14 protein-coding genes and 6 pseudogenes are annotated in these 19,921 nt (G+C 67.2%); 8 read left to right on the top strand and 12 right to left on the bottom strand.

From position 1 onward, the window contains the following. Window positions 1-3: 3 nt before the first annotated feature. The 4 genes from ACFU6I_RS37285 to ACFU6I_RS37270 form a co-directional block, all read right to left on the bottom strand. Window positions 4-1,638, bottom strand: coding sequence for a hypothetical protein (locus tag ACFU6I_RS37285; RefSeq protein ID WP_384375402.1), 1,635 nt, complete (start codon window positions 1,636-1,638; stop codon window positions 4-6). 211 nt (window positions 1,639-1,849) lie between these two features. Continuing rightward, window positions 1,850-2,635: a hypothetical protein gene (locus ACFU6I_RS37280; RefSeq protein WP_384375400.1), complete on the bottom strand. Its 786-nt coding sequence runs from the start codon at window positions 2,633-2,635 to the stop codon at window positions 1,850-1,852. A gap of 11 nt (window positions 2,636-2,646) precedes the next feature. After that, window positions 2,647-2,985 (bottom strand): hypothetical protein, encoded by a 339-nt coding sequence (locus ACFU6I_RS37275; RefSeq protein WP_384375397.1) that lies wholly within the window; start codon window positions 2,983-2,985, stop codon window positions 2,647-2,649. A gap of 13 nt (window positions 2,986-2,998) precedes the next feature. Further along, a complete protein-coding gene (locus ACFU6I_RS37270; protein ID WP_384375394.1) occupies window positions 2,999-3,874 on the bottom strand; it encodes a hypothetical protein in 876 nt (291 codons plus the stop codon). A gap of 325 nt (window positions 3,875-4,199) precedes the next feature. Here ACFU6I_RS37270 and ACFU6I_RS37265 point away from each other — a divergent pair, with 325 nt between their 5' ends. Both ACFU6I_RS37265 and ACFU6I_RS37260 read left to right on the top strand, forming a co-directional pair. Continuing rightward, window positions 4,200-5,246 (top strand): NlpC/P60 family protein, encoded by a 1,047-nt coding sequence (locus tag ACFU6I_RS37265; RefSeq protein WP_384375391.1) that lies wholly within the window; start codon window positions 4,200-4,202, stop codon window positions 5,244-5,246. A gap of 26 nt (window positions 5,247-5,272) precedes the next feature. Continuing rightward, the gene (locus ACFU6I_RS37260) at window positions 5,273-5,800 is read left to right on the top strand and encodes a hypothetical protein (RefSeq protein WP_384375388.1); all 528 of its coding nucleotides are present in this window, start codon (window positions 5,273-5,275) and stop codon (window positions 5,798-5,800) included. Between the two features lie 46 nt (window positions 5,801-5,846). Here the strand turns inward: ACFU6I_RS37260 and ACFU6I_RS37255 are convergent, their stop codons facing one another. The 6 genes and pseudogenes from ACFU6I_RS37255 to ACFU6I_RS37230 all read right to left on the bottom strand — a co-directional run bounded on the left by ACFU6I_RS37255 (window position 5,847) and on the right by ACFU6I_RS37230 (window position 14,822). Beyond that, window positions 5,847-6,446 (bottom strand): SMI1/KNR4 family protein, encoded by a 600-nt coding sequence (locus ACFU6I_RS37255; RefSeq protein WP_384375385.1) that lies wholly within the window; start codon window positions 6,444-6,446, stop codon window positions 5,847-5,849. Window positions 6,447-6,521: 75 nt separating this feature from the next. Next, a pseudogene (locus ACFU6I_RS37250) lies at window positions 6,522-7,333 on the bottom strand (IS5 family transposase). 252 nt (window positions 7,334-7,585) lie between these two features. Then, a complete protein-coding gene (gene mobF, locus ACFU6I_RS37245; RefSeq protein ID WP_384375382.1) occupies window positions 7,586-11,722 on the bottom strand; it encodes a MobF family relaxase in 4,137 nt (1,378 codons plus the stop codon). A gap of 235 nt (window positions 11,723-11,957) precedes the next feature. Beyond that, window positions 11,958-12,338, bottom strand: a pseudogene (locus ACFU6I_RS37240) (transposase); the annotation flags it as partial. 658 nt (window positions 12,339-12,996) lie between these two features. Further along, window positions 12,997-13,557, bottom strand: a complete 561-nt coding sequence (locus ACFU6I_RS37235) for a GNAT family N-acetyltransferase (protein WP_384375378.1) — start codon at window positions 13,555-13,557, stop codon at window positions 12,997-12,999. Beyond that, window positions 13,554-14,822, bottom strand: coding sequence for a Tat pathway signal protein (locus ACFU6I_RS37230; RefSeq protein ID WP_384375375.1), 1,269 nt, complete (start codon window positions 14,820-14,822; stop codon window positions 13,554-13,556). The genes ACFU6I_RS37235 and ACFU6I_RS37230 overlap by 4 nt, the downstream gene beginning before the upstream one ends. A gap of 411 nt (window positions 14,823-15,233) precedes the next feature. Between ACFU6I_RS37230 and ACFU6I_RS37225 the strand changes: the two genes are divergently transcribed. The 3 genes and pseudogenes from ACFU6I_RS37225 to ACFU6I_RS37215 form a co-directional block, all read left to right on the top strand. Further along, complete coding sequence (locus ACFU6I_RS37225) at window positions 15,234-15,668, top strand: ATP-binding protein (RefSeq protein ID WP_384375372.1); 435 nt, start codon at window positions 15,234-15,236, stop codon at window positions 15,666-15,668. After that, window positions 15,665-16,114, top strand: a complete 450-nt coding sequence (locus tag ACFU6I_RS37220; protein WP_384375369.1) for a DUF6415 family natural product biosynthesis protein — start codon at window positions 15,665-15,667, stop codon at window positions 16,112-16,114. The genes ACFU6I_RS37225 and ACFU6I_RS37220 overlap by 4 nt, the downstream gene beginning before the upstream one ends. Before the next feature lie 331 nt (window positions 16,115-16,445). Next, window positions 16,446-16,568, top strand: a pseudogene (locus tag ACFU6I_RS37215) (DUF5999 family protein); the annotation flags it as partial. Between the two features lie 97 nt (window positions 16,569-16,665). On the opposite strand, the pseudogene ACFU6I_RS37210 reads toward ACFU6I_RS37215, so the two are convergent. Then, a pseudogene (locus ACFU6I_RS37210) lies at window positions 16,666-17,052 on the bottom strand (HAD-IA family hydrolase); the annotation flags it as partial. A 134-nt stretch (window positions 17,053-17,186) separates the two neighbouring features. After that, a pseudogene (locus ACFU6I_RS37205) lies at window positions 17,187-17,984 on the bottom strand (tyrosine-type recombinase/integrase); the annotation flags it as partial. Between the two features lie 60 nt (window positions 17,985-18,044). Here ACFU6I_RS37205 and ACFU6I_RS37200 point away from each other — a divergent pair. From ACFU6I_RS37200 to ACFU6I_RS37190, 3 genes and pseudogenes are all read left to right on the top strand, one after another. Further along, on the top strand, window positions 18,045-18,137 hold the full coding sequence (locus ACFU6I_RS37200; RefSeq protein ID WP_384375366.1) for a DUF5999 family protein: 93 nt from the start codon (window positions 18,045-18,047) through the stop codon (window positions 18,135-18,137). Then, window positions 18,134-18,793, top strand: coding sequence for a hypothetical protein (locus ACFU6I_RS37195; RefSeq protein WP_384375363.1), 660 nt, complete (start codon window positions 18,134-18,136; stop codon window positions 18,791-18,793). The genes ACFU6I_RS37200 and ACFU6I_RS37195 overlap by 4 nt, the downstream gene beginning before the upstream one ends. A gap of 395 nt (window positions 18,794-19,188) precedes the next feature. Beyond that, window positions 19,189-19,802 (top strand): annotated as a pseudogene (locus ACFU6I_RS37190) (transposase); the annotation flags it as partial. Window positions 19,803-19,921: the final 119 nt, after the last annotated feature.

Below are 19,921 nucleotides of genomic sequence, written 5' to 3'. Positions count from 1 at the left end.
CGGCTATCCCTGAGTCGGAGGGCTGGGAGGCTGCACGGGCTGCAGCGTGCTCTGCGCACCGTCGTCCGCTTCCTGCGGTTGTCCGGCGGAGGCGGAATGGCGCCGCTGTGCGATAACGACATGACGGCCGCCGGCCGCCCCGTGGTCGAGTCCGGCGTGGCCAGCGGTGCTCGCCATGCCGGACTCGAGAGTGTCCTTGCCTGCGGCGAGGACCTGCAGTGGCAGGCCGATCGTGCCCACGACCCGGGATCCGAAGGACCGTCCGCTCCCGCCTACCGTGCCGCTGCCCGTGCCCTGCACGGCGTTGGAGCCGCTGGCGGAGGTCTGGGCGTTGTCCTGCTCCAGGGCACGGGTATAGGCGCTGCCTCCGCCGACCGCCCCGGCTCCGCCCAACTCCGGCCGGTAGCCGCCGCTCATCGATGCGGCGGACGAGCCGATCGAGCTCATGATTCCGGAGGCGATCGCGCTCCCGCCGCCGACGGTGGAGAACGTCATGAACTTCGCCAGGACGGGCCAGGCGAAGCAGGCGAGGACGAAGATGACGAGGCCGACGAACATGTTCTGTACGCCGTCGCCCTCGGACATGGCACCGAACCCGATCGCGAAGCAGAGCACGATCATCGGCTTCATCAGGACCAGTGCGATCAGCGCGTTGCGGGCCTTGGGCCACCATTCCTGGGTGGAGTCGGACAGCTGCCCGGCCAGCACCACGGGCATGGTCGCCACGAGGATCATGATTCCGGCCTGCCGCAGCAGCACCTCGATCCACAGTGCGGCGATCGCCAGGATGCACACGATGCCGACCACGATGATCACACCGACCGCCGCGGCCGTCACACCTTCACCGGTGATGAGCGCCGTGCCCACGGTCGCCGCGCCGCCGCCACCGGTGATCAGGCCGCCGAACAGGGTGCCCAGCTGCTGCTGCATCGCCTTGGTTGCATCGCCCGCACCCGAGCCGCCGCCGTGGAAGCTGTAGTTGATGATCCAGGTGGACACGGCATCCGACCAGGTCAGAGCCGTCTGCGTGGCAATCACGTAGACCGACGAGATTATCCCCCACTTCGCCAGCCCCGTCACGGCAGTCGCCGCGGGCTCGCCTCGTTGGCTGATCGCCACCTTCCCGAACTGCAGCAGCAACAAGAACGTCGCGACCAGTAGGGAAAGGACCGTCATGATCCCCTTCGGCTTACCGATGCCGGTCTTGGACAAATCGATGGTGGACGAATCGTTGAAGACCTTCGCGAACTCCTCCAGCAGCCACACCACGGACTTACCGATGTAGCGGGCGGCCTCCTTTAGAGCGTTCGAGGCCATCTCTGAAATCTTCCCGGCCACCCAGGTGACGGGGGTCTTCGCCTTGGGCGGGTGCTTGAAGCCGGCTTCAAGTTGGCAGTCCTTGAACGTGCCGCCCTTGGCGACACAGTCGGTGATGAACTTGTTCAGCTCCTCATAGTTCGGGTCGTCGGCCTTGTTCGGATATTCCTTGCGCCACTTCGCCAGCCGACGCTTCTCGAACGCCCTACGCCCCTCCTGGGAGCAGTTCGCGGCCCCTGTACCGTCAGCGCCCTCACAGATGTCACCGCCGGTCGTGTTCCTACCCGTCCCAGGAGGAGCCGGTTGGCAGGAACCTTCCAAGTCGCCAAAGTCAAGGACGCACCAGTGGCCCATGTCGTCGATCCCTGCGGCATCACCTCCCGCAGCCCATTCCATAGGGGGTGGCTTCGACGGGCCGTAATTGGCGTGCTTTCCCCCGTGATCCGCCACGGCGGCGGGAGCCGCAGCCAACCCAGCGGCCAGGCAGCACATCAGGGCAAGCACGAAGCACCACAACCGGGCGGACGGCCGGTCAGTCCTCATGCCTCACCTGCCACCACATGTCCCGCCATGCATAGGGCGATTCAGGGAAATAGGCGACGGGGAAGGTCCGCTGCTTCCAGTAGGCCAGTTCGTTGGTAAGCTTCCACGCCCCGCCCTGCCACTTGACGATGAAGTCGATGTCCTCGCCCTTGAGCGGGTCATCGTCCGTGCTCTTTTCAGGCGTCGTCGCGTAGCGGTCGTAGTTCATCCAGATGTGGATGACGTCTCCGCGTGGCAGTTCAGAGCTAGTGAGTGTGCGGGCCCGGACCGCGTTGACGGTGGTGGTGAAGGTGATCCCGGCAGGCGTTCCGCCGGACGGCGGCAGGTTGGCGCCCTCGCGCATCTTGCGGACTTCAGAGATCTGCTCGTCGATGTACCCGGTGGCGTCCGGCGACACAACCGCCATCAATTGCTGACGGGCCTTCTGGTCGTCGAGAAATGCGTACTCCTCCCAGAAGTAGACAGCCGTCGAGATCGCGCCCACGTAGTTGTGCGGGAAGCCTGTCGAGACACCGTCCTTCTGCCCGGTGGGTACGCTCAGCGGTACCTTCTTCGCTCTCTCCGGCGTCATCGCCTGCCCACCCGCATCTGGTCCAGAGCCGGACGGTCCTGGTTTCGCGGTGGCAGTGGGGACTGCTGTTTTCTTCGCTGAATCGTCAGTTCCGAGGAGGGAGTAGGCCGCAACACCGCCGGCAATCAGTCCTGCGGCGGCGAGCCCGGCAAGCCCGGCAAGGGTGAGTTTGGCCTTTCGAGCGCTGCGGTCGTGGGTGTCCATCTGCCGCCGCCTCACTTCGCCATGTTGTAGAACGCCAGGACGAGGCTGCTGGTCACACCGATACCTCCGGCCCCGAACAGGCTCCACAGCACGGACTGCTTGCCTCGGGCGGCCAGCTGTGCGCGTTCGCTGTTGTGTCCTACCGCCACCAGGAGCCATCCCAACAGTCCGCCGCCCACTGATGCTGCGAGACCGAGCCCGGCCGTCCAGGACAGGATCGTCTTGACCTGGGTGTTCACCGCGTCGGGAAGTTCCGGGCTGTATTTCGGGACAATCGGGTCCTTACCGTCGGCGAGTACGTGCAGGTCCGGGTCGGTGGCCAAGGTGTGCAGGATGGTCATCAAGGTCATAGCCGACACCTCGTCAAAGTGGTCTGGAAGCGGGGGAAGCGACGGCGAGCGGCGCGGGGCGCGGCGCCTCGGGAAGCGGCATGCCCCAGGTGGCACCGGCCACTGTCAGGACTGCCTGGGCGAGCGAGTGGGCGGCCTGCCGGGTGCGTGAGCGCAGCCGCGATGCCGTCCGCAGCCCGTGAGTGCGGATGTGCGGGTCGTGCGGGAGGTGCACCACGGCGGCGGTGCGGGAGGTCAGCATCGTCGCGCCTGCCCGGACGACTGCGGGCAGCCGTCCGTCGGTCTGTGCGACGAGTACGGCCACCGTGCGCTGCAGCGGCATGCCGTCGGCATGCAGCGCCATCACTGCCTGTTGCAAGGCCTGGACGCCGCTGGCGGTGGCGGCCGCACACACCACCGGTACCGCGTAGGGAAGTTCGCACCAGGCCCGGGTCTGTCCGATCCGCCCGGCGCAGCGTGCGTCAAGGATGTCGTGGGCGACGGGGTGTGTGGTGTCGGCGATGACGGCTTGCCATCCGCCGATGGCAGCCAGCTGGAGCCAGGCGGCAGGGTCCTGCGGAAGCGCGAGCGGCGGACTGTGCCAGTTACGTCTGTCGGTCAGCACCTGCCAGCCCGTACCCCGCCCGGCCAGCCGCCAGGCGGCCGCGCGCTGGACCTCGGATCGGGTCAGCGGCCGGTCAGACGGAAGCACTGCCAGGCCTCCGACTTCCTGCCCGACGGTCCACGAGGGCCAGGGCGAGGACAGGCGCGGTGCGGTGTCGAGCACAACCGTCCCGCTTCCGGCCACGGTCATCGCTCTGGCGAGCAGATCGGCCACGGTGGAGCGCCCGCTGCCCCCGGTCGCTGCCATCACCGGCAGCACCAGACGGGATCCGGCAGGTAGCGCCATCAGCGCGCCTTCCCATTTGCCCACCCTTACCCCCACACACGGCAGATTCGATTCTTTGCGATGGCTAATCCAGCGCGCTGTTCATCGTTCACAAGCACCTCGGAACCATATCGCTTTGATGCGCGCAACAACTAAACATATTGTCAATCTGCGTCACATAGAGCTGCGATGGCATAGTGTTACGCATCATCAATCGACCCGAGCGCGGCCTATTCCCAGTAGAACAGACCGCACGGCAGGATTCTTTTACGCAAATTTAGAGTGCAGGTCTAGGGGGACTGTGCGCGTCAAGCGATGGCTAGCCGTTGCCGTCGGTGGGGCGGTCATGACACCGGTCGCGGTAGGCATGGGAATCGTGCTGCTCATCGCGACGTTCGACGACGACAGGGCCGGGGGCAGCGTGGAGCCGACAGCGGGCAGCCTCAGGATCGGCACGGGAGGCGTCCCGGCCGAGTACGCGTCGATGATCCTCAATGCCTCGGCGGACTGTGACCAAGGGCTGCCGCCGTCGATCCTGGCTGCCCAGCTGAAACAGGAATCGAACTTCAACCCGAGTGCTGAGTCTCCCGACGTCGGTGCGCAGGGCATCGCCCAGTTCATGCCGGATACCTGGCCGACCTGGGCCGTGGACGGAAACGACAACGGGACCAAGAGCGTCTGGGAACCTGCGGACGCCATCGCCGGGCAGGGGAAGTTCATGTGCAGCCTGCTCAAGAAGGGCAGGGCACATCCCCAGTACAACGGCTCACCCCTCGAACTCGCGCTCGCCGGCTACAACGCCGGCTGGGGCCGCGTCGACCAGTACCAGGGCGTTCCGGACGAGCAGTTCGCCGAAGGCCAGACATACAACTACGTCCAGATCATCATGGCTTCCGCCCGGCAGTTCACCGCCCCCGTGTCCAGCGAGGAGGTGGATCTGCCTGCCGGATACACTCTGCCCGCCGGAACACCGCCCAAGGTCCGCACCGCGGTGGCCTGGGCACTGCAGCAGAGGGGCGGCTGGTACCACCTCGGCGGCGACTGCACCAACGCCCACGGCCAGAGGTCCGCCCGCTGGTGCGACTGCTCGTCTCTGATGCAGCAGGCCTACCGGGCCGCCGGGGTCGCCATCCCTCGGGTCACATACGACCAGGTCAACATCGGCGACCGGGTCAGTATCGACGACCCCAAGCCCGGGGACCTGGTGTTCAATCCGGGCAGCGACGGATCGGACGCGCGCCCGGGGCACGTCGGCATGTACATCGGCGACGGCAAGATCATCGAGGCGCCCCGCACCGGCGTGCGGACCCGGATCGTCTCGTACAGCAGCTGGCGCAACTCCACAAACGCCATGACCCGAATCACCGAAGTCCGCCGGGTGGTGAAGTGGTGACCCGCACAACCGAAGGGCGAACCGCCATGCACGAGCACGAAGAGCTGTTCCGCCCCTGGGGCACCGTGACTCCCGCATTCTGGGGCGCCCCGGCCCTCGCCCCCGCCGCGCAGACCGGCCCTCAGGCCCAGATTCCGGAAGTGCTCCGCGGGCGCCTGGCCGCCGTCGCCGCTGCGGCCACCGGCGGCCAGTTGCAGGACGCCGCGTGGATGGCCTACCAGCTCGATATCGAAATTGCCGCCGAGTGTGGCGTCGAGCACCTGAACACCGTCCACATCCGGGAAGTCCGGGGACACATTGCTCACCTGATGGATGATCACGCCACCGCGCTGGGATGGTACCTGCACACCGCGCGCCTGCGGGCCACGATCCAAGGCCCTGCTCACCCGGACACCGAGGAAGCCACCCGGCGCGTCTACGGCCTCTGGCGCACAGTCCCGGCCCATGACGCGCGCAAGCTCGGCAACGAACTCCTCGCCGCCGTCACCGACATCCACGGCCCAGAGGCGGCCGTCGCCCAGCGGACCCTCAAGAGGTTGCAGTCCCTCGACTAAGAGGTGATCTCATTAGGGCTGCCGTGGCGAGTGAAGCGGTAGCCTCTCACATGCCGCGGTCTGGGCCGTACCAAGGCTCGGGGCGTTCGTCGGCGGACATCGGCAGGCGCCGCAACTGCACGGGGCCGGGGTAAAAGGCTGCGCTGTTGGGTCCGGACATGTCTTCGCCGACGAGGTAGCGGTAGAGCCATTCTGCGAAGCTCATGCGGTGCTCTGCCCAGGTCTCGTCATAGTTCACCAGGAGCCTTGGGGCATTGGTGCCAGCGAGCAGGAAAATGGTCTCTCCTCGGTCGGTGCTCGCGATCGGCCACAGCCCGTTGCGGGTTCCAAAGCTCAGCTCGTCGAGTCCGAGGAGCCGGCGGGGGTCCTCATCCGCGTCGAGGTCTAGGTCGTCCCACGGCACATCGGACCACGCCTGGATCTTGCCCCGGATGTCTTGGCCCAGGTTCCATCGCTCGGTCGAGGGGTGGGAGAGATACAGGTGCCCGTTGATCTGAATGGGGGCGAACGCGTCCACAAGGATCCTGTAATCGCGAGGTAGTTGTATGCCGAGCTCTGCGTGGAGACGGTCCCAGGCAACCGGGTCCGCATGGCGGTTCTGGGCCGGGCCGAGCATCGCCATGGCGGCGGCCAGGTAGTCAGTCATGAGTTCCTCAACGTTGTGTGCTGGGCGCGGCCTCTCGCGTTGGGCCGGCGTCGTATGGTGGCCGTACTTTACGGATCACGTCGAGTTGACGGCCTTCGCAAGCCTGCGATAGCAGATCAAGGTGGCGGCGATTCCGGCGAAGGCGAGGAAGTGTTCTGCCTTGCGTTCGTACCGACGGTGCAGGCGACGGCACCCGGCCAGCCACGCCACCCTCGGCTCCACGGTCCACCGGTGGCAGCCCAGCCGATGAGAGGGCTCGATGCCCTTGCGGGCGATGCGCGGGATGATGTTCCGGGCCCGGAGCTATCGGCGCAGATGGTCGTAGTCATAGCCCTTGTCGGCGTGGAGCCTGTCAGGCCGTCGCCGTCGCGGGCCGCGTCGAGAGCGGATCGGCGGGATACCCCGTACCAGGGGTTCCAGCCCCTGGCTGTCATGGGTATTTGCCGCAGAGATCCCGATGGAGAGAGGCAGCCCAGTCCGCTCGGTGATTAAGTGGATCTTTGAGCCCTTCTTGCCGCGATCTACGGGATTCGGACCCGTCAGATCCCCCCTTTCGTCGCCCGCATGTTCACCGAGTCAATCGCGCATCGCGACCAGTCCAACTCCCCTCGGACACCGAGTTCGTCCAACACCAGGCGGTGAAGCTTGCCCCACACCCTGGCCCGGCTCCACTCAGTGAACCTCCGGTGTGCAGTCGGCCCGGATGGGCCGAAGCCCGTAGGCAGCTGTCTCCACGTACAGCCTGTCGTGGCCACGAACACGATGGCCGCCAGCACCTGCCGCTCCCCATACCTCCGGCGACCCCCACCCTGAGGCCGTACCGGAGCGGCTGGAACCACCCGTTGGAACAACTCCCACAATCCGTCCGGCACCAGACGCTCTACCATCGCCATCACGACGATCACTCCGATCAAGCCAGTTGAGACGGTCTCTAACTCATCACCTTTTCCGCGCTACAGGGAAGTGCTCGGCCCAGCACAGCGGCCGGGCACGCGGTAACCCCGGGGGACGAGTGCTCTCCCGGGGCGGGTTGCTGCTGTCAGAGACCGCTGCCGTCGGTGGCGGAGTATTCCCAGCGTTCGCCTACGTCGGCCATCTCCGCACTCAGCATGAGGTGCCTTTCCACGGAGCTGGAAGTGTCATAGCCCTCGGGACGGTCCGGAGTGGCTCTGTGCCGCCGGCTGGTAGCCGGGCTCGTGCCGTACGGATGCGGCGGCCTGCTGCTGTTCGTGGAGGTGCCTGCCTCTGGTCTCTGCGGTGTGCAGCTCGCCGTACTTTTCTGCGATGGTCCGGCGCAGCGCCTGCTCCTCGACCATCAGTGCGGCGCTATCCCGGTAGATTGCTGCTGAATCCCGGTACTTGGTGACCTGGCCGTGCAGGCGCGCAAGCTGCATGAGGTCGTTCGTGTCGACGCGCTGTGCGAACGCGGGCACGTGGGCCCGCATGGCAGCGAGCTTTCGGGCGACGTCGTCGATGTTTCGGGGTGCGGGCTGGGTGGCGCCCATCTCCCGGAACACGTCGGCGAACTCGCTGCCACGGATGGTCTCCCACGCCTCGGTCTGGGCGGTGTTCGCCGCGGACGTGGCCCGGCTCCCCTCGCTCCACCCTGCGGCGCGCTGGACGCGGTAGCGCTCGGTCAGTTCCTGGTGTTCCTTCTTCGAGGTGCTGGCCAGCCGGAGCGCGAGGCGGCCCTTGCCGTTGTTGGCCTCCAGCCGTTCCAGAGCGGCGCTGGCTTCGCTGACCGCGGCCTGGGCGAGCGCCGCCTTGCCGAGTTCCTCGCGGGCGGTGCGGAGATGGTTGTCCGCATGGTCCAGCAGCACGATGGCGTCGGCGGCGCGGCACTGGCCCTTGGTCTGTCCCTGGGCCTTTTCCTGGGTGAGCCGCTCGGCCAGGGCCCGGGCTTTCTCACCGTCCTGCAGGGCACCCTCGTCGCAGGTCTCAGCCCGCTGCAGGGCGTCGCCGGTCTTCCAGTACAGGTCGGCGTCGGACGTCGTGCCGTAGGGGCGGTCCGTCCAGGAGGGGATCGCCCGCATAGCGCGCTGGCGCTGACACTTGGCCAGCTGCTGCCGGTCCTCGCTCAGCCCCGGCACTGTCTCGTGATCCACGGCGTGTTCGGGCACCGGCTGCTCGCGGGGTACCGGCGCCCGGTGGGCCTGTTCCCGTTCCGCCTGTTCGACAGAGGGCGGCACCGCTCTTCCTGCGGCCGCTCGTTCGGCAGGCGGCCCATGGGCGACGGGCCGCTCCTGGGTGGCCTGCACGGGCAGCACGGCCGGGGCGGGCGGCTCGCGCAGCAGGTCGGAGATCATGCCGTCCAACCGTGACTGGCCCAAGTAGTGGGCGAAGGCCCGGATAGCGCGCTGCAGGAGTTCCTTCTCGCTGCGGGCAGCTCCCAGGCGTGCCTGCGTCGTCTCGTCCTCCAGCGCCGCTAGCGGTAGCCATAGATGGTTCTCGGATCGGGCCCGGGTGATGCCCGGGTAGGTCGCGAAGGCGTTCGCTCCGTGCCCGTACATCAGGGATGTGTCCACGGTCATGCCTTGGCTCGCGGCGATCGTCATCGCGTAGCCGAGCGACAAGGCCCCGGAGGCAATCTGATCGGGGCTCAGCCAGGCCGACTCCTCTCGCGGTTTCCCGCCGTGACCCTTGAGCCGCCAGCTGATCTGGACCCGGCGTTCGTCGTCGATCGCGGTGACGACGGCGCGGTAGCCGTTGAGAAGGTCCGGGCCCTGCCCGCGGCGGGCACGGTAGTCGTTGGCGCGGACCCGTACAGCATCGCCGACCGCGAGGGTGAGCTGATGACCGCCGGGCAGCGCGAAGGTGCGCTCGGCACCGAGCTCACCGGCGGCGCGGCGGATCTGCTGGGCCCCGGCGTTGAGAACATCGACGTCCGTGTTGCGGGCGGCGAGGACGACCATGCCCGCGATCAGGTCGTGCATGTCGGGCCAGCGGCCGCGCAGCTCGTCCCACGCGGTGAGGATCTGCGAGCGAGCCTCTTCCGCGCTGCCGGCGGCGTGGACCCGGCCGCCGGCGGCGAGCAGGTTCAGGGCCTGCTCGTGATCGCCGGTCCGCCACACCTCCAGCGCCTGGCGCTCGGCAGCGTCCTCCTGACGGTAGTTCTCGGTGAGGGTGAGCCCGTGGACCAGACGATGCGCCTCACGAAACCAGCCGCCCACTCCGATCGCCTGGAGCTGTAGGTGGTCGCCGATCCCGACGATTTTGGTACCGGTGCGGGCGGCCTCGGTCATCAGCAGGGCCGCGGACCGGTCGTCGACCATCGTCGCCTCATCGAGGACCAGGACGTCGATGCCGGCGAGGCCTTTGCCTCTGGTGATCCGCTCCAGCCAGGCCGCGACCGTGCGCGACGGGATCGCGGAGGCACTGGCCAAGTTCTGCGCGGCGACCGCGCTCAGGCAGGCACCCGCATACGTGGTACCGGCAGCGTCCCAGCCGATCCGGCACGCCTCCATCAACGTCGACTTGCCCGCCCCGGCGATGCCGACCACCGTGTCGATGCCGTGCCCGGCGGTCAGCAGCCGGACAACCGCCTCGCGCTGCTGACCGGACAGCTCGTATCCAACGGCGCGCTGGTAGGTGGTGATCGCCCGCTCGGCCTCGTCCGGGCTCAGGACTGCGGTGCCCTCGTCGGCCCGGGCCAGGACCTGGCGGATGACGACGTCCTCTGCATCGAGGATGTCCTGGGTGGTGTAGCGGGCGGTGGACGACATCACGGTGGAGCCGAAGGCCGGCACCGGCACCGCGTAACCCTCCACGGCCAGGACCTGGTCGGCGAGCTCATCCAACCGCCCCGGCCCATCGTCGATGCCGTACTCCAACGCGTTCGCCAACGCGGCGAGCAGCTGGGCGCGGCTGAACGACTTCTCCGACCGTGTGAGACCGGTGTCGGGGTCGAACACGATCGCGGCGAGGTCGGTGGGCGGCGGGGTTCGCGGGCCGCTGCCGGGGCCGTCAATGCCCGGGCCGCTGCCTGGTCCGGGGGCCGCGGCCGAGACCATCGCGTCGACATCGACACCGATGTCCTCGGCCCGCTGACGCCAACTGTCCCGCATCGTCGTGGCGTCGACCGTGTGCTTGGCTCGCTTGGTCTGCAGCGAGACCACGGCTTTCTCCTTCCGGCTGGCGCCGGCGCCGGCCGTAGCGTCGACCAGGGCGGCCCGGCGCGAGAACTCATCGCGCACGTGCTCGGGGATCCCGACGATCTCCCAGGCGCCGGTCCGCTCATTCCGCTCACGCCGTACACCGAACCGCTCGTACATCAGCGCACGCACACGTGCCTTGAAGAACGCGTCCAGAGCGGAGGCGTGCCGGTGCAGGTCCTGCCCCGAGTTCGCGATCGACCGCCACTGCCCGTCCTCGCACAACGCCATATTGGGGATCGTGACGTGCAGGTGCAGGTGCGGGTCACCGGGCTGTCCGTCGCCCATCGGCCGGGCTGCCTGGTGCTCAACCGACCAGCCCATCAACCCGCCGGTCGCGACCCTGACCGGCTGCCCGTCCTCGCTGCCGACCGCGTACCCGGCCCACAATTCGAGCTGGGCAAACATGTCCCGCTTGGCCAGGTGGACCAAGCCGCGTAGCTCCCGTTCGTCCAGGCCGCCCATTAAGCCCTGCAACACGCTGTCGGACTTGGGGAGATCCAGGACCAGGTCCCAGCCGCGGACGCGGTCATCGACCCGGACATCCTTGTGCGCCCACGCCTCCGCCAGCTCTGTCTCGCCGTAGACGTCGGCGAGGTCGATGCCGACGGCGCGGGCCAGCTTGTGGAGGGTTCCGACCTGTATCCGGTGCATCTCACCGAGCCGGTGCACCATCCGCTGCTGGGTGGCGAGGACCTTCTGCTGCTTGGGCTTGCGCTCCAGCAGGTCGGCGGGCTCCACATCCCGCTTCGCGGCCGCTGCCTCGATCGCCTCGGTCAACCGGGCGGTGGTCAACTTCGCTTTCTCGTGCGCGCGAGCTGACGTGCGCGAGCGGATCAGCCGGGCTCCAGTCGCCGGGTGACACCCGTTCATCAACCGGCGGGCGGCGTCCTTGCCTTCCTCGTCCAGCACCGCCCCATCGACCAGACCGACCGTCGACAGGCCCGTGCCAATCCACACGAGCACGGCGTCGCCCTCCAGCAACCGGTGGTCGACCGCCTCGTCCCCGGCCCCCTCCAGCACGACGGTCTCGGCGGCCGGCGCCTCCACCACCGAGCACCCGGCCTGCTCCCGCAGCCGATACTCGACCTGCTCGTCCGCCGTGATCCTCGTCAGCCACGCCACCGGCCGCCCCCATTCCCTGCCACCCCGTCAGCCGGGCTTTTACACTTGTGCATTCCGGCTTCCCGGAGTTCCCCAACGATGGAACTCCCTTTGTCCAAATTCCTTCACTTTGATCAAAATTCCTTCACTTTGATCACCAATCGGAATCCATCGACCGTACGTTCAGAGCCACGTCGTAGTGGACCGCAACACTGCTTGCATCGGGACGTTCAAGATGGCGCCATGACCGCTCCCGCTCGGGCGGACGTCCGTTCCTGCTGTATGGCTCGGTGACTCGCACGGCTTCGCCGGGCTGAGCCGACAACGTGGTGGAGATGCCCACGCCGTAGTTGAGGCCGCGGTCCTGCAGACCGAGGCGGAACGCCGCCGCGTCGCCGTGTCCGGCGTCCGCGATGGCCAGCGGCACGTCGATCCCCCACGAGCGGGTCTCTTCCAGCATGTCGAGCGCGAGCTGCCACTTCTCCACATGCCCGATATCGTCGGGCATCTGGCACGCGGTGCGGCGGGCGATCTTGTCCGGGTCGGCCTTCGCGGACCCGGGCGCCCAGGTCTCAGGCAGGAACAGCCGCCAGGCGACCGCCGCCGAGGCATGATCCGAGGCCAGGTGCAGCGAGACAGTGCTTGAAGCTGGTGCGCTGGTGGCCGTCACGGGACTCGGCGGCGAGCGGCAGCTACTGATTCCCGTCCGCGAGCGTTAGCACGTCGGCGCGGGCGTGGGCCGGAGTGGCGGCGAGCAACGGCAGGACAGTGAGTGCAGCGGCGGCGAAGCCCCGCATAGTCTTGGTGATCATGCAGCTTTGGTACCGACTGCGAACCCCCGGCCTGCGCCGAACCGCTGTGTCGTCACCCGGCCGAGGGGAAAGTCGTACCGGCGCAGCACAGCCTGGCGCGCCGCTGGCCAATGCCGCGGCAGCCGGCCAATCTTTGTCGTACGGGAGGAAACGGCCGGTGCCAGCAGTCTCAACGACGGCCGCGAAGAGGTCGGGAACCGGGTCATCGGGATGGACGGGGCCGAGGGTCGGCACATACGGCACCGGCATCACAGGCTCGATCCAGCCCCAGTGAAAGCGCATGGCCGCACGCTACTCATCTCGCGCACGCGCCGCAGGCTCCGACGCCAAGACGTCGGGGCCTGCGCGACCAGGGACGGAATCTGTACGGGTCTGGCCCACCTCGACCGGCCGGTGTACCTGCCGGCCAAGGACGCCCAGCATGACCCTTTCGGCAAGGTGCCCATGCACGCTCCGCGGGCAAAGGACGAGGGTGCGTATCGCCTAGTTCTCAGCCGGAGCAACCGAGCGCAGCATGACCGAGAACACTGGCGAGTCGGCAAACGGCTGCTGGTCGCCCAACTTGCGATAGCCCCACGCCTCATAGACAGCTTGGACAGCGCCGTCCCCATTGAGGGGGTTGACGAGCAGCGTCACACGCTCCTCAGTCCGGTGAGTCAGCCACGCCTCATGCAGTTGCCACGCGACGCTCCGACCCCGCCACGCCTTGCGCACCACGATTTCGTTCAGCGCGACGGTGCGCTTCCCGTTTTCGGCCATCAAGGCGGCAGGCAGGGGCGTGAGCATGCTGCCCCACCACTTGGTGTCCGGCGCCAGGGACGTGCCGAAGCAGAACCCGACGACGTCGCCATCTTCGTACCCCAACACTGCCGTCCAACCGGGCCGGGATGCGTATGCGGACAGCCGCTCGTCGAAGCGGTCCACGTCGTAAAAGGGGCCTGTGAGCCCGAAGTCGCGTTGGCGCACTTCCACGTGAGTATCAAGGATGTGCTGCCGGATGTTGGGCAGGTCCTCGGCGGTGTAGTGCACTACGTCGACCGTCACGGGTGTCTTTCTCCTTCGGCGTGGCGGTCGGCCCACTCGACCGCGATGCGGGATTCGGGGGCTGTGCGGGTCAGCCCTCGGCCAAACTGTTCCAGAAGATCGCCTGTTCGCCCAGTCATCCGATTGCCCGGTGCAGGCAGGTGGGGAAGCACTGTCGTGTAGGCCTGCTCGAGCTCGCCCTGGGCAAGCTGGCTGAGAGCGAGATTCAACCCGTAGTAGGTGCGGTTTCGGTGGTACTCCGGGCGTAGCCGCGCCAGAGTGCGGTGTAGGTGGGCCTCGCTCTCTGCGTGTTTCCCCAGCCGACCGAAAACCAGGGCGGACAGGCCATCGAGTTCTGCTCGGTCAAAAAACGCCATCCAGGGAGCACGTTCCTCTTCCCAGTCCGCTCGCTCGTAGGCCCTCTCGGCGACCTCCAAGCTGCGCAGGGCCGGCGTGGGGTCACCGAGTGCGGATTGAATGCCCGCCAGGCGAGCGCTGGCGAGAGAGCGGAAGAGGGGGTCCTGCCGACAGATGTGCTGCCTGGTCCCGGCCTCGGCCGCGGCCAGGGCGTCGGGTAGGCGGCGTTGTTGGTAGGACAGAAGCGCGGCGTGGCCCCACAAGCGCATCTGCATCTCGCTGCTCCCGGCCATACCTGCCAGCTTCATCGCCTGATTCAGATGGCCACTCGCACGCTGAGCTTCCTGCGAGTCGACAGCCGCCCAGAGGGCGGTGCCGGTGAACGCGGCAGCGAGGTAGTACAGCCGCTGACGTACGCGGGTGGCTGCGTGGCCGACGGCTTGCAGGTCAAGTGCGTGCTGAGCATGGGCAAGAGCGCGAGTCTCAAGCTTCACGTTTATGCCCGACTCATTGTCAGCCTGTACGAGTTCCACAAAGTTGTGCTCAAGGCGGTCGGCGTCGGTCATGCCCACCCGCCGGGAGCCGTTTGACGGTGCGGCTGGCAGCAGGGCGGCCGCTGCCAGGGATGCGCTAGCCGTGGTGAAGGTGCGTCGCCGCAAAGGGTCCTCCGAAGGTGCTCTTGTTCGCCCGGCAGGAGGGATGAAGCCCAGCTCCTCCGCGGTGACTCCGAATTCTTCTTCGAGTACGACCCGCTGTCTTGCCTGTGGCCATCGGGTTTTTCCAGTTACCCAGTTCCGGACATGACGGTCAGTCAGCTTTCCGACCTGCCCGGTCAGGGCTTCGATTCGCTGGTTCAGACGGTTCGCTAACTCGTCTTGTTTCAGCCCAGCACGTTCAATGCGCGCCGCCAAGTGGGGATTCCCCGTCATGCATGCACGGTAGAGCTCCAGAGCGCCCAGCGAAGGCACAAGGTAAAAATTTCCGGTCGGCCGCTCTGAGCAGAAAGCCGTAATTACCTGTCAGCGCTGTGTAGCGGCGCGGTTACCTCTTCTCGGAACCTCGCCGCAGTACCCGATGTCCCCTGGCCATCCAAGGACGCGATGACGATGACAGCCGTAGTGCAGGCCCCCGCCGCCCACAACGTGTCCATCGAGTGGTGCCCCGGTCCACTCTCCGATGGCCTTACCGAGACGGATACTGCCTGGCCGAGCCGCCTTCGCCGCATCGTCCGAGGCCGGGGCCCCCTCCTCCTCGTCAACTCCATGACCGATGCGTGGGGTTTCAGTCCCGACGGCACGGCGGCCTCGTGCTCCCTCTCCCTGACCGAAGGACCCATCACGATGGAACCTGCCGCGGCGCCGCCGCTCGTCTCGCGCGAGAAGCGTCTGTTACTCCCACCCGACCCCAGTGCACTGAAGATCGCCCGCATTCAGAGCCGGACGCTGCTCACGATGCTGAGCTGGCCCGGTAGCCAGCACGCAGCGATCGATGTGTTGTACGTCCTGGTGAACAACGCGATGAAGCACGCCCTCACACCCGGGGAGGCCGCGCAGGGCCCCGACGTCTGGTTGCGCATCACCGCGGCCGGCGAACTCCTCATCGACGTCACGGACCCGGACCCGGCCTTCCCAGACTTCGACAGGGCCGTTGCCGGAGAGCTGGGGCGCGGTCTGTGGGGAGCCAAGCGGCTCGGCGCCTCCGTCACCTACTTTTCCGCCAATGGTCAAGGCAAGACCGTGCGCGCCACCATGCGGCCAGGGCTGGTGCCAGCATGACGATCTCTCTCACCGCTCCGGTTCGGGAGAAGCGCGTCGCCTCTCCTACGCCCAACGTCCCGAAGTGGACGCCTCCGCTCGACCCGGACGACTTGAGGCATGTCCTGGAGCGGATCACTGCGTGGTCTCCGCTCGACGTCGAGGCGATCTTCGACGACCTGGACACGACGATCGGAAACCAGCCGCCGTCCGAGGCCACGACCCCGGCGCTTGTCGAACGCTTGCGTACCCATCTCACACGGCTCAGCGCAATCGCGGTAGCCGACCCCAAGTTCCCGCCCACCGATGAAGTGACGCAGCTCATCGAGCGAGGACGCCCCATGCAGGATGCGCGCCTGCCAGCCGACCGCCAGCAGGCCGTCGGGATGGCTCGACGTATGGCCGTCGTGGCCTCCGACCTCGTCGAGGAACTGATCGAGGCTCGGTACATCAAGGACGTCGCGTGACGCCTCAGAACTGGTTGTCTCCACGCAGCTGTGTTGTCGCTCCGTGGAGACGACCTTCCATCGGGGTCCTCCGGGACCGCCTCGATCGCCCCGTTCCGGCCTGGCGGGCGCCGATCGGCGGACAGCACGAGGACCGGCTCACACTCCCCCGCCGATCACGGGTGTGAGCCCCGGCCGCCCTGCTTGTGGATGAAGTAGGGCGGCCGGCCTGCCCAACAGTTCCTTCCCGAAACTCCCTCTCCGGTCCGGCGATCCAACCCCGCTCCCCCGCGGTTCGTGGTCCAGCCGGAGAGGGCCCCATCGCAGCACGTCCGAGAGGAATGCGACGCACATGTGCCAGCACCAGACTCCCTGCCCCACCGCGGAGGCGTCGGATCGCGAGGCGGCCAAGACCGTGGCACGAGACGACGTCTTGGGCTGGGCCCTGCTTTGCAACGGCGTATTGCACTTCGAGGTTATGTCGATCTCCCAATCGCAGGGACTGGTCTGACGTGCTGCATTGCGAGATGGACATGTCGTTTCAGCAGTTCTGGGCGAGGGGCAGTGCGAACTTAGACGGCGGCGGTCGCCAGCAGTTCTGGCAGGTTGCGCATGTCGTCGAACACGACAGTGCCTGCTCCCTCCAGCCGCGAGGCGGGGGTGAGGCCGCCGCAGTAGCCGAAGGCCCGCATGCCGGCGGCCCGAGCTGCCTGCACCCCGTATGCGCTGTCCTCGATCACCGCGCACCGCTCGGGTTGTACCCCCATGGAACGTGCGGCGTGCTGGAAAAGGTCCGGTGCAGGCTTGCCTCGACGGACGTCGGCCGCGCTGAAGATGTGGTCCTCGAAGTGGCCCGTCAGATCGGCGATCTCCAGGCTTCACCGAATGCCGGCGTGATCACCGTTCGAGGCGACGCAGACGGCAGTGGTGAGGCGCCCCAGAACCTCTCCGTCTCCATCAGCCTGGCCAGCAGTCCGTCGGAGCCTGCTCTCGCGCTGATCCCGGCCGACAGGAGTACCCAGCGGTGATCCTCGACATCGAGATGGCTGTAGATCTCGGCGGTGGTCTGCGGGCTGGCGTGACCGAGGAGTTCGGCCACGACCTCGATCGGCACCTCTGCCCGCAGCAGTCGTGTGGCGTAGGTGTGCCGGCCGACATGCGGCGAGAAGTGCGTGATACCGGTCCGCTTCTGCAGCCGCTCGACCAACTCGTTGACGTTCGCCCGGGTCATCGGGGAGCCGAGCGGCGCGCGGAAGAGGTTGGCGAACACGAAGTCGCAGTCCAGCGTCAGGTACTCGCTCTCCATGTAGGAGGCGTAGCGGTCGAACAGCTCCGGCCGCACCGGGATGATCCGGCCCTTCATGCCCTTGACCCGGGCCTGGTTCGGTTTGTTGTCGCGCGGAACGACGTGCACCTCGCCCTTGCGGAGGTTCAAGTCAGCGTGCCGCAGACCCAGGGCCTCGCTGATCCGCAGCCCCGCCTCGTCCAGGAGCGCGATCAGGAACTGCTTCCGCTGCAGCGTGGTGTTCTCCAGCGCCTGGCCGACCCCTGGCAGCACGAACACCTCCGGCGCTCGGGCCGGCTTCGGACGACACAACCAATCGAAGAACTGGGCGACCACCTCCAGCCGCACACGCCGGAAGTCCAAGCCCACCTGCCCCAGCCAGACGAAGAAGTCGCGCAGGTCGTAGGCGTAGCCCTGGACCGTGTTCGGCGATGCACCCCTCCCCGTCAAGTACGCGAGAAAGTCCTCCACGTCATCGACGGGCAAGCCGTCGTCCCCCACCACGGTGTACGAGACCGGACCGTCCTCGGACAACCGCAGCCTCTGCACTGCGAACGACACACCACACCCCAGAACGACATGGACAGGCGAACAGAACCCGTCCATGTAGCACCGAAAGGCCCCTTTGTGGCAGCGATTTGGACATCAAAGACACCCACAAGACTGATGGACATAGTCGACGACACCGGCGAGCTGCTGCCCGACGGCCAGATCATTTCCCCGCACCGCCCCACCACGCTGACGGGAGCAGCCGCATGAGCACCGTAAGCCGCCTCCTGGTCCCGTACATCACAGCCCGCGAAGGCGAGGAACCCGAGTCGCACCTGGCCCTGCGCGCTACCTTCGACCGCGCCGGCCGGTCAGCCCTGGGCTACTGGGACGAGAGCGCCGAGGACCGCGATCCGCGGGGTGTGCTGTGGGGTCGGTGCTCGCAGTTGATCGGTCGGGACGGGTTGCCGGCCGGGCGGCCGCGGTGGCGGATGATCCACCCCGCCAGGCAGCGCGAGACGATGACACAACTCCACTGTCAGATCTGCGCACGCCCTACCAGAACACCGCAGGGATACCCCTTTCTGGCCCCCACCGCCAAAGACGTTCCGCGGCCTGGGGACATCCTCCGCACCGCGCAACCCCCGGTCTGCCTGGCGCACCTGCGCACCGCAGTTGAGCAGTGTCCGCACCTCCAGAAGGGCCACACGGCCCTCATGGTGCGCAGCGCCCCCCTCTACGGGGTCATCGGCACGCCCTACCAGTGGACTCCCCAGGGGATCAAGGCACTGGCCGGGACCGACACGCCCATTCCGTACCGAACGGCAGAGCTGCGGTGGTTCCTGGCCTCACAGCTCGTCCGCTGCTTGCAGGACTTCACGGTTGTCGACCTGGACGGCCTCACAACGCTCAACTCACGTGCCTGAACGTCCTGGAGGCCCCATGTCCCGTCGCGCGTGGCAGGTGTCCACCTTCGCGCTCGCCATCACCTTCATCATCTACGTCGCCGAGAAGCGGTGACACATACCGCTCCTGTCCTCAACAGACTCCCGCTAGGCTCAAGTTGGATCAAGCAGGAAAACGGCGTGTCCCTCTTCAGGATATGGAAGCGGACGCTGATGGCCGAACACACGGTCGTCGAGAGTGTCCGGATCGATGAGAACGAACAGTGTGTGATCCTTTCGATACGGTCTGATGCGCGTCGTCGGCAGCGGTTCGGAATCTGCCGACGCCATCATCGCCCTCGTCATGCTCACCCTCGCAGGCGACCGCCCCACACTGCCAGGCCGCCAACCCGCCCCAGGATGACCGACACATACGGCAGGAGAGCCCGAAAGGCGGGATGCGCAAGTACGGAGACCGGTTGGTGCTCGACTCGGTGTTCTACGTGCTGCCGTCGGGCTGCCAGTGGCGGATGCTTCCGCGCGATCTGATGCCCTGGGACGCGGCCCACCGCTGGTTCACCAAATGGCGCCGGGACGGTACCTGGGACCGCGTCCACGACGAGCTCCGCCGCCGGGTCCGGATCGGGGCCGGACACGATCCCGAGCCGTCGGCCGCCGTGATCAACGCCCAGTCGATCAAGACCAGCGAGGGCGGCGCGGATACGCCAACTCCGTTGATTCCACGCTGCTTTCATGGGCCCGCGACGCGTTGAACATCGTCGTCGAGATCGTGAAACGGACCGACGGCGTCAAGGGCTTCAAGGTCCTGCCCCGCCGCTGGGTGGTGGAGCGAAGTTTCGGCTGGCTGGTCCGAAACCGTCGGCCGGCCCGCGACTACGAACGGCTGACCGCGACCTCCGAGGCCATGATCAAGGTGGCAATGATCCGCCTGATGCTCGTCCGGCTCGCCGGGCAGCCATCGCGGTGGAGCCATGAATCCCACCGCAAGACCGCCCGAGCCAACACCGTCGAGGACCACATCGCGGCGTAACCAACCGGCCACCCGACAGGCTCTCGGGACCTCCCCCTGAGTGGTGGACACTCTGACGCCGACCCCGGTGGGGGTCGGGAGAGGGTGACCGATTATGGTGATGAAGGTCTATTCGCCCG

The organism is Streptomyces sp. NPDC057486 (genome assembly GCF_042802415.1).
GTDB classification, from domain to species: domain Bacteria; phylum Actinomycetota; class Actinomycetes; order Streptomycetales; family Streptomycetaceae; genus Streptomyces; species Streptomyces yanii.
Note: the sequence above shows the minus strand (reverse complement) of the source record. Positions and strands in the feature narration are given on the sequence as shown.